General features: G+C 37.4%; 13 protein-coding genes and 1 pseudogene. 8 read left to right on the top strand and 6 right to left on the bottom strand.

Features of this window, described 5'->3' with window-relative positions; translation table 11 throughout:
• The 3 genes from JO950_RS18065 to JO950_RS18075 form a co-directional block, all read right to left on the bottom strand.
• Positions 1-603 (bottom strand): metallophosphoesterase (locus JO950_RS18065; protein ID WP_202703889.1); only part of this gene is annotated, 603 nt, incomplete at its 3' end.
• Positions 603-1,616 carry a hypothetical protein gene (locus JO950_RS18070; protein ID WP_202703890.1) on the bottom strand — a complete coding sequence of 338 codons (1,014 nt, stop codon included), beginning with the start codon at positions 1,614-1,616 and terminating at the stop codon, positions 603-605. The genes JO950_RS18070 and JO950_RS18065, both read right to left, overlap by 1 nt.
• A gap of 1 nt (position 1,617) precedes the next feature.
• Positions 1,618-2,847 (bottom strand): ATP-binding protein, encoded by a 1,230-nt coding sequence (locus tag JO950_RS18075; RefSeq protein WP_202703891.1) that lies wholly within the window; start codon positions 2,845-2,847, stop codon positions 1,618-1,620.
• A 580-nt stretch (positions 2,848-3,427) separates the two neighbouring features.
• Between JO950_RS18075 and JO950_RS18080 the strand changes: the two are divergent.
• From JO950_RS18080 to JO950_RS18110, 7 genes and pseudogenes are all read left to right on the top strand, one after another.
• Positions 3,428-3,865 (top strand): annotated as a pseudogene (locus tag JO950_RS18080) (DUF1810 domain-containing protein).
• 355 nt (positions 3,866-4,220) lie between these two features.
• Positions 4,221-5,750 (top strand): SAVED domain-containing protein, encoded by a 1,530-nt coding sequence (locus tag JO950_RS18085; protein ID WP_202703892.1) that lies wholly within the window; start codon positions 4,221-4,223, stop codon positions 5,748-5,750.
• A 7-nt stretch (positions 5,751-5,757) separates the two neighbouring features.
• The gene (locus JO950_RS18090; protein ID WP_202703893.1) at positions 5,758-6,912 is read left to right on the top strand and encodes a hypothetical protein; all 1,155 of its coding nucleotides are present in this window, start codon (positions 5,758-5,760) and stop codon (positions 6,910-6,912) included.
• Positions 6,913-8,694, top strand: coding sequence for a ThiF family adenylyltransferase (locus JO950_RS18095; protein WP_202703894.1), 1,782 nt, complete (start codon positions 6,913-6,915; stop codon positions 8,692-8,694). It begins immediately after the preceding gene.
• Positions 8,691-9,176, top strand: coding sequence for a Mov34/MPN/PAD-1 family protein (locus JO950_RS18100; protein WP_202703895.1), 486 nt, complete (start codon positions 8,691-8,693; stop codon positions 9,174-9,176). The genes JO950_RS18095 and JO950_RS18100 overlap by 4 nt, the downstream gene beginning before the upstream one ends.
• Before the next feature lie 7 nt (positions 9,177-9,183).
• Positions 9,184-10,185 carry a hypothetical protein gene (locus tag JO950_RS18105; protein ID WP_202703896.1) on the top strand — a complete coding sequence of 334 codons (1,002 nt, stop codon included), beginning with the start codon at positions 9,184-9,186 and terminating at the stop codon, positions 10,183-10,185.
• Between the two features lie 73 nt (positions 10,186-10,258).
• Positions 10,259-10,492, top strand: a complete 234-nt coding sequence (locus tag JO950_RS18110) for a hypothetical protein (protein ID WP_202703897.1) — start codon at positions 10,259-10,261, stop codon at positions 10,490-10,492.
• Between the two features lie 350 nt (positions 10,493-10,842).
• Here the strand turns inward: JO950_RS18110 and mobC are convergent, their stop codons facing one another.
• Genes mobC through JO950_RS18125 form a run of 3 tightly spaced genes read right to left on the bottom strand, consistent with a single transcriptional unit; the run spans position 10,843 to position 14,493 of the window.
• On the bottom strand, positions 10,843-12,831 hold the full coding sequence (mobC, locus tag JO950_RS18115) for a conjugal transfer protein MobC (RefSeq protein ID WP_202703898.1): 1,989 nt from the start codon (positions 12,829-12,831) through the stop codon (positions 10,843-10,845).
• Between the two features lie 16 nt (positions 12,832-12,847).
• Positions 12,848-14,113, bottom strand: coding sequence for a relaxase/mobilization nuclease domain-containing protein (locus JO950_RS18120; RefSeq protein WP_202703899.1), 1,266 nt, complete (start codon positions 14,111-14,113; stop codon positions 12,848-12,850).
• A complete protein-coding gene (locus JO950_RS18125; protein ID WP_237732384.1) occupies positions 14,098-14,493 on the bottom strand; it encodes a plasmid mobilization relaxosome protein MobC in 396 nt (131 codons plus the stop codon). The genes JO950_RS18120 and JO950_RS18125 overlap by 16 nt, the downstream gene beginning before the upstream one ends.
• A gap of 333 nt (positions 14,494-14,826) precedes the next feature.
• Here JO950_RS18125 and JO950_RS18130 point away from each other — a divergent pair, with 333 nt between their 5' ends.
• Entirely contained in the window at positions 14,827-15,120 is a 294-nt protein-coding gene (locus JO950_RS18130) for a hypothetical protein (RefSeq protein ID WP_370528125.1), read from the top strand.
• Positions 15,121-15,379: the final 259 nt, after the last annotated feature.

Here is a 15,379-nt window from a genome sequence, read left to right on the forward strand (position 1 = left end):
AATTTCTTCTAAATCTTTAGCTAGTATTATGGGATCAATAAAACCTAAGCCAGAAATTGCACCGATCTTGAAATTGGAGTTTAACCCAATATACATTATTTTTAATTCTTCGATAACAAGAATGTCAGATACAGCCTTTTCTGCATTGAAAACTTTTGCATCCTCAAAAAAAGTTTGATAAAAAAGGGAAAATTTTTCAAATTTTTCAATATTGTACTCATACAGTTTTTTATCAGGAGCTGTCCCTCTAAATTTTTGAAAAGCAAAATTTGCATCGTTCCTACTAACGTCATGGTCACCAGGAATTATTAAAATATTATCTTTAGTTATAGCCAGTTGGCTGGCGATCAAATTGAGTATCTCAACTAATTCGTTAAATTCATTATCTTGTGCTGAATTTGACAGATCCCCAGATATAACAAGATAAAGAATGGTATCTGGAACCTGTTTTTTTACAAAATCACAGAATGAGGTTATGAATCTTTCGTTTTCGGGCTTTTTATCCGCTATCAGCCAAGAATGAAATTTATCTTGCAAATCACCGTTTGGGTCAAAGCAGCTTGTAACATGTAAGTCCGAGATATGTAAAATTGCACTATTCATTAGTCTAGAGCTGTTTTAATTTTAAAATTGATTTGTGAATTGTTAGCCTTGTTAATATTAAAAACACTTAGGTTTTTCAGCTTTTCGCTAGCAATATGCTCTTCATTTAATGTATCTAGTTTGACAATGCTGACATTACCGATAACCTTACCTCCCAGAAAAGAAATAATGTTTTTAGTAATCTTTACCTCTGTACCTAGACATACAACATCTGAGACTATTATGTATTTTTTATCTTGTTCAATTTTGCTATTCAGGCTGCTATAGTTTGTGTTTATAGGACCTACATGGTCCAGAATAAGTACATCCATCTGAAGGAAATTGGAAAGAACTGAGCTAATGAAAGAGCTATTTAAATTTTGACATACAAGAACAGGCTTATCGTCCATATTTTCTATCCAAGCTTCATGAATCTTTAATGCTAATTTGTATAGGCAGAACATTATAAAACTAGTGCCCTGTGAGATCATTTTTTTTATATCTATATATGAGGTTAAATAGACAGAAGATGATGAATGTAAGAATAACTCTTCCGAATCGGGGCTTTTAAAGTGCATAATGAAATGAAGTAATTCTTCTTCGAAAAGGCTTTGCGGTTCTAAGTATCTCACGGCTTTAGAATCGTTACCAAAATAGAAAATTGTAAAAGTTTCCTCATTTTCCATCTTGTGATTATTGGGGTTTTTTAGAAACTCTTCATTAAGGGATAATTGGTTCAGTACATTCTGCTTAAGGTTTATAAAGACCAATGATTTTACCTTACTCTTGATTTTTGACAGATCGTCAAACAAATTTTTGCTGGCATTTTCAATATTTTCAAAATCAAGATATAGATTCAGTTCACTGCTGCCTGCAATTTGATCTAAACAGCTGTTAATCCTTTGCAGGGTGCTGTCAAATAATTCAGTTGCATATAATCCAATTTCGGCTGCAAAATAACTGCTGCTAATGGTTTGCTCTGCATGAAGATTGAAATAAATCAGTTCCTCATTTTTTATTAAAGAAATTAGCATGTTAATACTTTTTAGGTATTTCTACTTCAATATGAACTCCCTTGAATCGAACTTCAAAAAGTCTTATAGATGAATACTTTACATCTGAATTATAATTTGAAATTATATTTGTAATCAGTTTTTTAAATTCATCCCTTACATGAAGTGTTAACTTGCTGAAAGTCTCCTCAAATTCATTTCTATCAATTACCTTAGAAATATATTTTTGATGACAATCATAAATCTGACCTCGAAGTTTAACCAATACATATAGTTCACGCATCATTCTAAGGGAAATTATGATCTGGGCATTATGATTATGAAGCCTGAAGTATCCATCAGAATTTAAAACTACAGTGGTCATAAGATCAAATAATCCTTTCCTGTCTTTTAGGATTGAATAATATAACGCTTCAAAGATGGAATAAAATGACTCTTTAATCTTTTTATCCACATTTAGAGGAATTGTATCAAAAAGTTCATTATATAAATCAAAAAGTTTGTAGTTTGTATTTACTGTCTGAATCTGCTTTGATTTTAAAGATTCAAACAGCCCTATTCCATTGTCTGAAATCGAAAAACATGTTCTTTCTTTATCTGTGAACATTAATGCATATACATCCGATTTGGAATGTAAAACTCCATTTGTTATTAGCTCGGATAAAATCTGCACATAATCAAAAACGATCTCTTTATTGTTACTGCTCTCGTTCAGGATAACTTCAAAATGGTCTTTAACTTTATAAGTATAGTATTCGATTAGATAATCCCTCTGCTGTTCAGGAGGGAGTGTGCTAATACTATTTGTGATAACTCCTTCGTTTAGTGAATAGAAGCGGACTTTATGCTCAGGTCTCTGTTTATTTGAATCAAAAAAACCTAAAAAATCCTTATTAAAGGATAAGATATTTTTGTGGAACTTATGAAAATCACCAGAAATCTTAAAAAAATCTGACCTATCTAGAAAGGCTAGCACTTTTTTAGTGGAATGTGTATTATACAATTGCAGTGTTATACTTTCCTTGTGAAATTTAGAAAGCTGGTCGGCAAGTGACAAAAATAGAGGAATGCTGATAGGATCAAAGTAATAGGTGTGAAAAAAAGATTCTTTTTCATCTTCCCCAATTAAAAAAAAAGTTATTTTTTCCTGTGGAAACTGCCTGTAAAAACTTGCGACGCTACCTAAAAAGCTTGAATAAAAGTGGAATGGCGTAAAAGCCTTATTGTTCAATAAAATTGGTACTCCTTTCATTATTTTTTTAGATTTTTAAACTTTAAAAGCTTCCTAACATAAGTGCAATTCTAAATTATTTTATTGTAATCTGTAATGTAAAACAGTTGCATTGAATCCCCATGACATAACATTATCCAATAAATTGAGTCCTTAGGTAAATATTTTACATTGAGCTGACTAATATAAAGAAAGATAAAAAAAGCAGGCAACAGTATAAATACCTGTTTATAATTAGATAGCTGTTTTTTTTAGTTATATTTTTAAGCAGGCACAAAATAGAAAATGTTTTAAAAAGAATTTTACGGGTTTCCGTAAATTTTGAAGTTTAATTTATTCGTTAAAAAAAAGAATATTTATTCCTATGAAGGTAATCTAATAATCTAGTACTTTTCGATGTATGGAACTGCATTTTGAAGATTTTACGCTAACACTGAAAGCTGACGATCTGGGAAGCAATCCCGATGAGATACTGCACGCTTTCCATTATTTGGTCGAAAACTTCCAGCCGAGATGGTCGTCCATTATTGTAGAGCAGGGGCGGTCAAAAAAGAGGTTACAATCGAGCTTATGTATCAGGAAATATTTTAAAAGACGGCGTATGGATTTAGAGGACGGAATCGAAAGATATGCATCGGCACAGGAAAATGTGTACCGTCAGGCATTGGATGAAATAAAAAATGGCAGGAAGACCAGCCATTGGATGTGGTTTGTCTTTCCCCAGATCATAGGTCTGGGATTCACGGATTACAATATCTATTATGGGTTAAAGGGGCTAGACGAAGCAAAAGAATATCTCGATAACCCCGTTCTTGGTTAGCGCCTGGTGAAAATTTCGCAGGCGGTTCTGGACCTTCAGGGGAAAACCGCATTGGAGATTTTCGCAAAGCCGGACCAGCGCAAGCTCAGATCCTGCATGACCCTGTTCAGTCTCTTGCCGAACACGGATCCCGTATTCCAAAAAGTATTGGATAAATATTATCAGGGAGAGATAGATGAGAAGACAGTTGCCATTCTTGCTACAGATCCACAAAAGTAAGGGTAACCGTTCTGCGTTGCTTTTGAAATTATACAATAAAAATACCTAATCCATGCTGAAATTGCAAACTGAAAAAATAGAAATAGATTTTTCGAAATTAATGTTATGCAAGTCTAGTTTATGGATTTCCGTAATTTGATATGCCTTTTAATTCAGTTATTTGATGACAAGTGGCTAAGCATAATGAGGCAACTCATAAAATGCTTTTCTGAAAACTAAATGAAATAAGCTGTTTTAACAGATGTAGAATTTGATTCATTTGCTTTAGCCTAATGAAGTATATTATGTTGAAAACTTAGAATAAATTGTGTTAAAAAAAGAGGTAAATTGCAAAATTACTTAAACAAGAATAGAAATGGCAGATTCAGTTTTAGCGATCCAGAAAGGATTCGAATTTCAGGCTAAGTTTTTTTGGTATAAGGCCTGTTCCTTATATCGACCGGGGTCAACGGCAGTAGAGGTAACGTATGAAGCTGATGGTGTTCCCGGATTTGATGACGTAACGGTCTCTTTTGATCCACCAAGGTTAAGCACATATGGCTACAGCATAAGCAGGGAATGTTATCAAGTCAAGTTCCATGTTGACCATTCCAGAGCATTTGACGTGGATGCGCTGATTGATCCCTCTTTTATTGGGGCTGTTTCTGAATCGCTTCTCCAGAAATTGTACAAAAATTATTTAGCCTCCCCTGAGGACTACGCTAAAACAAATTACTATATCATAAATACTTGGGGAGTGGACCAAAAAGATGATCTGATTAAACTGCTCAATAATGAAGGAGCTGTAATCTTCAAGAGACTCTTTGACGGGACTACCGACAGGTCACAAATGGGCAAGATTAGAAAAAAATGGAGAGATCATCTTGGACTCTCAGAGGATCGCGAATTGAAAATCGTACTTAGGCAGCTCAGGATTCGTGCCAATCACGTTTCAGGGGAATATTTTGATGAGCCACTAAGCTTTGCTTTAGCAGCAATAAACCTTAAGCCTTTGCATGACGATAAACGCACCAGCCCATATTCATCCCTGATTGTCCGTCTTCATGAGGAAAAATCAAATAGGCTTCACAAAGATAATCTATATGCAATTCTGGCCCAAGAGGATCTATGGGTTACAACCACCACGAATGAAAAGATTTTCGCTAGTGCAGGACTGCGTACATTTAGAAAAGGGGCTGAAAATATGGAAATGGAGACAGATAAATGTTTATGCCTCTTAAAGCACTTCGAATCACGGTATATATTGGATGGACCTTTGTGGCAGAGTGAGGTTCTTCCAAGCATTGAAGCATTTTCACAGGAGCTGATCGGTTTGGGAAAGCCCATAGTTCTGCATCTGGATGCTCATATTTCGACGGCATATGCACTCGGCTATTACATCGGTAACAAGTCTGGAACTGATATTACCATCGTTCAGAAATCCCCGAAGGGCCGTGTATACTGGAAACCTGAACTGGAGGCTACTAGAGAGGAGACTGAGCAGTGGGACTATACGGAAAGAGATGGCAATGCAGATGGGGATGATCTGGTACTCTCGATTAGCATCAGCAACGATATTTCGGCGGAGGTGGATCACTTTGTTGAATCGCACGTACCGAACGCGGCAGCCGTTTTGCATGCCAAAGCAATTTCCGGTTGCGGTTTCAGTGCTGTCAGGAATGCTGATCATATTATGGAGTATATCGTATTTTTAAACAGGAAAATACGTACTTGGAAAACTGCAAAAGGAAGAGGGAAGAGAATACACATCTTTATTTCGGCGCCAAACTCTTTCAATTTCTTTCTTGGCCAGCAGGCATCTGGTTACGGCAGAATTTCGCTTTACGAGTACGATTTCGAGGGTATCCGTAGCGGAACTTATGTTCAATCACTTAATTTACCTTAAACAATAAATGGGAAATATAAACAGTTACTTTACAGATTTTTTAACTGGCATCAGATTAACACAGACACAGAAAGATGATGCCAAGAGAGGCCATACAACACTTCGAAACAGGTTATTGGCCGACGATGATTTAAAGGATATCATCGTTACAACATTTCTTCAAGGAAGTTACAGGAGATCAACAGCAGTCCGACCAAATGGTGAAAAAAGAGCGGATGTAGACGTTATTGTTGTTACCACTCTTGACCAGGATAGCACTACACCCGAAGAGGCATTGGAGAAATTTGAGCCTTTTGTGGAGAAACATTACAAAGGAAAATGGGTAAAGCAGGGCAGATCGATTGGAATTTCGCTGTCCTATGTCGACTTGGATATCGTGGTTACTTCCGCGCCTTCTGAAGTTGACAAGAGCGGGCTTCGTTCAAAGAGTGTGACAACAGATCTGACGCTCGAAGATTTGATGACAGGATCATATGACTGGAGGCTTTCCAAAGGTTGGAACGAGCCTGATTTGATGAAGGCGGTGAATCTATTGTCTGAGTCGGTGCGTGCGGAAGCCGAGTGGAAACTACAACCTTTATGGATACCGGATCGTGAGGCAGATATCTGGGAGGAAACTCACCCGCTGGAGCAAATCAGATGGACACGTGATAAGAACAAGTCAACTAATGGCTATTACGTCAACATCGTAAAGGCATTCAAATGGTGGAGAACGTTAAAAATTACAGATTTGAAATATCCTAAGGGATACCCAATCGAGCATATGCTTGGAGACTGCTGTCCCAACGGTATTACAAGCATGGCTGAAGGTGTGGTCCTTACCTTTGAAAAATTTGTAGACAAGTTCTCGGCATACCGAGTAGCAGGAATCGTACCAGAGTTTCCTGACAGAGGTGTTCCTTCACATAATGTGTGGCACAGGATCACAAAAGATGATTTTAATAAGTTCTATGACCACATGAAAAATTACGCGGAAAAAGCCAGGGAGGCCTACGATGAGAAGTCACTTAGGAAGGCTACAGAGAAATGGCAGGAAATATTCGGGCCTAAATTTCCGCTGGCTCCAGAAGACGACGACAATGGAGGAACCAAAAATTCAGGACCGACGGGTTTTACACCGAGATCCGGAGTTACTGAACCCGATTCATCTAGATTTGCATAAATGGAGGAGCCATCAGAAATCATTCTGCACGGAAGGAGGTTATGTGAACAAATTACTAGCTACAAACTGCTTGAAGACCTGAGCTGGTCAGTTTCGGAAAAAAAATGGGTGCTTAAGTTTGCGCTTTCAGGGGATTTTCAAGGAACAGACAGAGTGCCTGTTGAAACGTTGTGGTATGCTCTGATATCGAAGAACTATCCTTACGGCTCGCTGTGTATTTTCCCTGCAACCCAAGGAGGCATAATATCGACTTTTCCTCACATGAACATTAATCGGGATACTGGCAAACTATGGAGATCAGGAGATATCTGCATTAAAACACAGTATGGCACTTGGAAAAGTACATATTTTAATAAGGAGCCATTTGATGCGTACCGCCTTCAGTGGTGCATTAAAAGAAGCCTATTATGGATCAAAGCCGCCGCTGAAAGAAGGCTTCAGGTAGCTGGAGATCCTTTTGAATTTCCGCATATCCCGAAGGAGAGCAAAATATTCACCAGTTGGATTTTTTCTGAAGACCCTGAAATGTTTCAGAATTGGCAGGTCTCAGGGAACAAGGGGTTACTGGAATTCTATAAACCTGAGTTTAATGCCAATTTAGCCGTGGTTCTGAACTACAGCCATGATAATGGTTCTGCTGTCAGATATGAATGGGGTAACCTGCTTTCGGATTCAAAGAACGGTACAGAGGTGGCATTGTGGTTCCGGGTTTCCGACATACCGGTTATCGAACCTTGGCAAATTCCACTTACTTGGGGTGAACTGTTTGAATTATGTGAAAAGAAAGGATGGGCTTTAAGGGAATTTCTGTTTGATAAGCTGGTAAAAGGCAGGCTTTTGGACAAGACAAAATATTTGGCAATCGGTTTTCCTGTGGCACCATTTATAGGTCAGGAACCTGAACGGATGCACTGGTTTGCAGTGCGGTTGCCTGGTCTTCATAAATCTATGACTGGATTCAGAAAAAACACCGATGAGTGGAGAAAAGCCCAGTTTTCAAGGATTTATGCTAAGCATCAAAGCATTAAATGGCTTCATTCCGAGAACTGGATGAAAGACCAGATTACGGCGCGAGGTTTGGCTAATAGGCAGCTAACTGATTTTAAAATCTGCATAATAGGCGCGGGTTCAGTTGGCTCGTATTTGACCGATCTTTTAGCAAGAATGGGCTGTGGAAGACTTACGATTGTAGATGATGACGGAGCACAGGTGGGCAATTTCTCAAGGCATACCCTTGATATGAAGTCCCTTACCTATTATAAAGCACAGGAAGTTGCCAGGAGGGCAAACAACACCTTTCCGTTCATAAAAGCAGATTTCTGCATTCAAACCATTGAAAAGGTTTTGGAGCGAGAGCCTAAATTTCTAGACCAGTTTGATCTCATTATCGACTGTACGGCTGAAGACAGCGTTCTTAGTATACTTTCGGAGCACTGTACTACAGAGCAACAGATTGTATTTTCGATTTCCCTTGGCATAGAGGCGAGAAGCCTGCTGGCCTTAATGATGCGAAGTCCGATGCAGGAGCTCTTTTCTGAATTCAAGAAAAAAACTAAAGCTTGGTCAGAAGAGCAGAAGCAGAAATTTCCAAATCCGCAGTTCCCGTTGGAGGGAATAGGGTGCTGGCATCCTATTTTTCCAGCACGAATTGATGACATTCAAGGCCTTGTTGCCTGTACAATAAGACAGCTTGAAATATTTTTAAGTGAAGCCGTACAATCCAAACTGATCATAATAGAGCGTGATGATAGTGGCGGTGTATCAATTAAAACTTTACTATGATTTTTATACTAAAGAGTACCGGGATAAAAGTTGCGATAGAAGACCATCATATAAAAAAAATGAGAAATCTCATCAAAACTGCGGGAATAAATGAAACGGGAGGAATAATCCTTGGCAGTTATACGGATTCAGCGACGGCAACGGTAAGCGAAATAATGGATCCTCCTGAAGACAGCAGAGCCGGTAGATATTGGTTTGAAAGAGGGATAAAGGGGCTGAAATCGATACTGACCGCTGCATGGAATAAGAACCAATATTATTTAGGTGAATGGCATTATCATCCAAATGGAACCGTAGAGCCAAGCTATCAAGATTACCAACAGATGAGTAAAATATCAAAGAGTGAAAAATACTACTGTCCTGAGCCCATAATGATTATAATTGCAGGAAATTTTCAAGATTACAAGCTCGGTGTGTACATTTCTGACCGAAATCTAAACAAAACTTTTAAATTGGAACAATTTACAAAGGATGCTAAATGATATAAAGATGAACAGTAATCTGGTTATACACAATGATGAAGACAGGGACAAAGATGATTTTCCTATAAATGGGAAAGGTGTCCACATTCATCTTAATGACGGTCAAGGATATGTATTTATTCCGCTCTACAGCAATTTTTTTATTAATGTTCCTGAGAAAGCAGGGATAAAATTCGACCCCAAAAACAAATTGGAGGTGAACGCGGCGGTTGATACTCTTATTAATATTCTTGCTAATGGCTTCTATGATAAACTGGAGACCATTTATACTATCGATCTTACAGACGAATGTAAAAGAGCTAACAAGATACGGACTAACGGACCTGCAAAATTTCTAGTAATCGAAATGTATTTTGATTGGATAAATAAATGGCTTAATTATCTGGGAAATGTTTTTAATTTTGAGTTCAAGCTTTTAGTATATGCCAAATATAAGGAAAAGATTAAGAATGATCTGCTTTTTTTGGAAACAGGTCTGAAAGAGATCAATGCGCCCATAGGCCATGTGAAATTTGCTAGGAAATGGCTTAAGGAAACAGATTCGAACATGAATTCGGAGGGTAAGGCCAGATCTTCTAAAAATGATTACAGGGAAGCTGGTCGGCTACAATCGAATATAGATTTGAAAGTTAGAAGCCATCTAAAAGAGGAAGATTCAAAGCAGATCCGGAATATTCTGATACCATTATCAGGAAAATGGAATCGGACGCTGATTATGAGTGAACCTGATTTTGAAAGGCTGGTGTTGTACACGACCCAAATTTATGAAACTGGAAAGCTGCCTGCAGGTTGCGAAAGGTTTCCTCGAACGGGTACAACAGTCGAATTTATGCGAAAGACGATGCATCTGGTCTATCTTAATATTAATAAAAAGCATAAAACGTCCTTCATTTCTCTACTGCACCTTTTCAAGCAACTGGAAAACACTTCGCCAAGCACCACGAGCAGTAAGTTTTCAGTATACACAGGTAGCTATGAAGCAGATCTAAAAAAAATGATAGAATATTGAGGTTATTTTGGTAATTTAAAATCGCCATTGAATCACCACTTTTATTTGCATCATATTCAAATCAGTTATATATATGAGAGCAAATAAAATTAAGTTGAGGGTAAAATGGGTCTTAAGAATTCCGGTAGCAGATGCCGTTTTGAAAATCAGAATAAAAAAAGGAAACGTAAAGTTAAATGCTGGCTTTCTGAATTTTAAAATTACTAAAAAGATCACTCACTATGAATTGATTATCCTACTTTGGAGAATTGTTGGCTTTGAGTTAAAAATTCGTTCGCTTTGGCAGTTTTTAATTCATAATTATTAGAATTGATTTCAATATTTTTGGTTTTTATTGCGGATCACTTTTAAAAATAGGGAAACAGAATTTACCAACGAATACCATAGATTCTAATGAAGAGAATATTTAAGAACCGTATTGTAAAGGGGCATTAAGCTCGAAATAAATAGTAGAATCTTTATTGTTTTATCTTATTTAAAAATGGAAAAATACCAACATAGACGTGGATTCCAGTTTAACAGCTTTTTACGAAAAGATGAGCTTCACTGATTTCTGTAAATAGTTTTCAATCTAACTTCAAAAAAGAACTGTTATCAAAGTATCGTTAATTTTCATCAGGATATATGACGCAAAGCATTACTAATAGTAAAGCATAGCTATTTTTTCTTTTTGATTACTAAATGGGATAGGGAAGGATCATGTATAAGACGTTCCATTTCTGAATTTACAATTTCGGATATGTCTTCTTTTATCTGCAGATAATTGCGTTCAATCATTGTATTGTTTATAATACGCACCGGGCTGATTTTCTGATATGAGCCTTCTTCTTTTTTAAGCTGCTCGTGATTATTGATTATTTCAGAATGAAATGTTTTGAGTTCTATTTTACGGTCAGGATTATCGGCCGTAATGCCTACAAATTCGCCAGAACTTAAACATGAAATCTTAGAAGCAGGCACTGCAGCTTCCAACTGTTTTGATCTGCTGATTGATGTATCGGAGCTGTTTATGGAAATGCTCTCACGGTCCTGCATTATTTTTCCAAAACGTTCGGAGAGCTGTTTAGCCGTATCTCCGCTGACCTGTCCTGAGACAATATTTCCAACTATGTTAACAATTACATCCGCCTGTTCGCGGCCGTAATCCTTGCGCAGCTGGCTGAAGTCCTGAATCCCCAGACAGGTGCTTACCTTATTGCTTCTGGCCGTCGCTATAAGGCTGTCCATATTATTTAGATAGATAGTCGGGAATTCATCAAATATAAGACTGCTTTTGATCCTGTCTTTCTGGTTCACCTGCTTGATGAGCCTGCTTACATAAAGCGAGAGAACGGCGCCATAGGTCTGGATTTTAAGCGGATTATTTCCCATGCAGACTATCTTTGGGTCTTCAGGATTATTTATGTCAAGAGTGAAGTCATTTCCAGAGAGCACATAGTAAAGCTGCGCACTGGAAAGCCTTGCCATTGATATCTTAGCCGAGGCTATCTGGCCTTCCAGCTGCTCCATGACATTCTGAAGGTAGGCGCTGACAAATGGATCTATCAAAATCTCTATTTCTTTTTCGGTTCTCAGCAGCGTAAAAAGGCTGTTATATTCAACCTGCATGAGTTCAATTACATGAGGCAGGGTGCAGAACTCGCCGTTATTGTATTTACGCAGGTACCATATAACGGCAGAAAGAAAATTGATAGGGGATTCCACGAAAAAGTCTCCCTGTTTTTTTATCCATTCACGGTTTAATCCCAAAAGAATGGTGCGTGCCGATTCAGATGCGTCTGTTATGTCGTCCATTGATTTTGGATCAAGGGGATTGCATCTGTGCGTACGGCTCAGATCATCAAAATTAATGACATAGAATTTAGGTTCCACCTTGTATAAATGCTTATTCTGAAGCCATGTGTTATAGGCAATTATGCTGAGGTCGTCAAACTTAAAATCATATACAAACATTGAGAAGCCTTTACGTATGTGCTGGGTTATGATATGGCGGATCACAAAATAGGATTTTCCGGAGCCTGGTGTTCCTGCAACTAAGATGCCACGAAAGGGATTTATGATATTGATCCAGCTTTTTCGGACTTTGTTTTTCAATCTATATTGTGCCGGCAGGTTAATGGAATATTCATTTTCAAGGAGCCGTTCTTCCTGTGGGAATGTTTCATTTTCACTGTTGAAAATATCCTTATGGCGGAGATTTCTTCTTATGATCCTCGACAAAAGTGTTCCGCCCGAAATCAGGAGCAGATATCCTAAGATAGTGCAGATCATATAAAGGGCCAGTTTTTTCTCTGGGACAGCCGAAATAGCCAGAAAAAAGAAGCTCGAAAAATAAGCCAATAGCCCCAAAGCAATATAACAGAACGCAGTTTTGAAGTCCAGCTTTTCATTTTTTCTGCCCTTTGCCCCAAGCAAAGAAATGCATAAAAATCCCAAAGAAAACAGCTTGGATAAATGAAAACAATCAAAGAGCCCGGTGCGAAATATATTCCCCATCAGTTTATTGCCGAAGCTGCTTACCAGTCCCCATATTTTAAATACATTATAGCCGTAATAATAGAAATGTAGAGCTAACAATATCATGCTGATAAGCCTTGTCATATCCAAAATCTTTCTAAGCGCCTGTTCATTTTCTCCTGTCTGCATAGTCTTAGTTTTTTAGTTAGTAATCTGAATGCCCTTTTCCTTTTTTTCGTTTCTTTTTTCTTTTCAGCCGAGAGGGAATAAAATCAGCAGAAAACTCAGGCTGCAGGACCGAGTCAATTATCTTCTGGAGCTCACCTGGTGAAATAAAAGAGGGCTGTGATGGTTTGTTTTTTAATGGATCATCCTCAATATTTTTAACGGTGGCGCTGCCGATGCTAAAATTTTTGATACCGCACCGTTCTTCTATGCCCGAAGCTGCGTAAGGCTTTCCTAGAGAGCTTCCGTTAAAAACACATTTTGTTTTATGGTCTATATAGGTTAAGCCATAGAGAATACCTTGTTCGTTTCTTCGTTCAGCAGTCTTGATTCCATCCTGGATTAGAATTCTGTCAAGGCCGGAAACTGATTTTATCCTGTTCTGCATAAAGGCGAGATCAACTGCATTTTTTACTCTTTTTAAATGGAAATTTCTTTCTGCCTTGTTTGCCGCAAATTTTAATTCTAGATTTTTAAGGGTGGGTTTCATGTAAAAACTGCTGGCCTTTAAGGGAATACCCACAGGCTGTTTTTTATCGTTAAGAATCTGGTAAGCCAGACCTTTATGAAGAAACATTCTTGAATCTTTGCTGCCTTGCATGGCGGTAACGTTATAAAGATTCAGCACTGCATTTAATTCTCCTACAGTTGTACATTTATAATTAGGAATTACTGCGTTTAATACAGCAGCAATTGCTTTTTTAGTTTCAGCTGTTCCATACTCTATAACACTGCTTTTTACTGGTTTTATATTTAGGATCTTTTTCTTTTGGCTGTCCTCCGCAGGGATCAGATTGAATGCCTTTTCAATTTCTTTACGGGCTGTTTCAGATTGGTTCCTGCCTATGTTCTGCATGTCAATTCTCTTTCCGTCAGACTTCACTTTTATAGACACGATATGGATGTGCGGATGTCCTGCATCATGATGCTGATAAACCAGATATGGCTGGAATCCAAATCCGATTTTTACCATATACGAATGTGCAATTTCCATCAGCTTTTCTTTCGGCATTTGGTTTTCAGTTGAATCAAAATTTAGAGATATGTGCACGCTTCCGCGCTTGACATTTGTATTTAATTCGAGCTGTTGTAAAAGCAGTTTCAGCCTTAAGTCCTTGCGAAGTTCGGAGGCTTCAACCGGATAATTTCCTTCTCCTATAAGTTCCGCTTTTCCAGCTTCAATTTTATTTTCATTGTAATTGAAAATGCTTCTGACTGATGACCCCGTGTTTATGACTGCAACCATTTTTCAGTAAGATTTTTGATGGCCATTTTTATTTCTTCAATAGAACTGAACAACATTTTTTTATCTGTTTCGTAACAAAGAATCCATAATTTGAATTCAGAAATCTGGGAAAGCGTATGCAGTTTTTTCACAGCCTGATTGAAGTTGTTTCCAATGGGATTCAGCTCTGATCTCATCTTAATTAATTCGAACATTAGATCATCAAGAGCTGTATTTCTGTATTTTAAAATAACAGGTTTTCTAAGTAGATTTTTGCGGGCAAAGTCACTCATTTTAGGGCAGACTGATTCTTCGAAATATTTCTGCAGCATCTTATATTCGTCTTCACTGAGCCTGAGATGGAGCCATCTTGTTCTGTTTTTTTTCTCGTCTTTCATCATTTTTCCTTTTCATTCGACATTACAAATCTTCCAGTTTTCACTGCCAGCGAGTTCCGAGCAGAGAGGCAGCAAGATATCGGTTGTGATACAACCGGACATCTTGCCGATTGCAGGAACGATGCAATCTTTGAGTCTCTCTAAAGAGTATGGTACAGTATTAAGGTTATAGGAATTTTTACAAATTTTGTAAATATACTCTTTAGGTATAAAGTAAAGCTCGAATATAACGAAGGTAGAAATGTCATGCAATCATCACCAGATTTTGATGTGAATAAGATCAAAAGGACCTCTTACTTTTACATTAAATAGTATTAATTTAAAAACGTGAAGATTATGACAACAAATGATGTGGCCAAGGTTTTTGATACTGTACTTAGTATCCCCGGAATGAATGATGTAGTGAAAATTGATTTGAAAATTTCGCGAAAAAATGTGCTGTTACTAAACCATATTATTGAACGTGGATTGTCCAGTAAAACGGACGATAAACAAACGATTCTCATGAGTAGTGCCCCGGAAGAAAATCTACAGGAATTAAAACTTTTTGGAGAGGAATGTTTGCAAAAAGCCGGACTGATAGAACTCAGTGAAAAATTAAAAATCCTGAGCGAAACTGTTAAAACATAATAGATCAAAAAAGTGAAAAATGTTAGGGTTTAAATAAATATTATTTGTTTGTTTAAATCCTTTTTTTATTGGTCAAATTTACTTATGTGCTTCTGCTTTTAAAACTTTAACTAAAATAGCGGATTTTGACAAAATCATGCCGGATTCTTATAACGTTTTATGAAACACCTCATTGTAATTTTGTTTTCGGTCCAACTCTAAACAATTAAAGAATAATAAAAATGCTTTTCTTTTTTTGAATTTAATTGAATTTGAAGTA

This window comes from Flavobacterium sp. UGB4466 (genome assembly GCF_903469665.1).
Lineage (GTDB): Bacteria > Bacteroidota > Bacteroidia > Flavobacteriales > Flavobacteriaceae > Flavobacterium > Flavobacterium lipolyticum.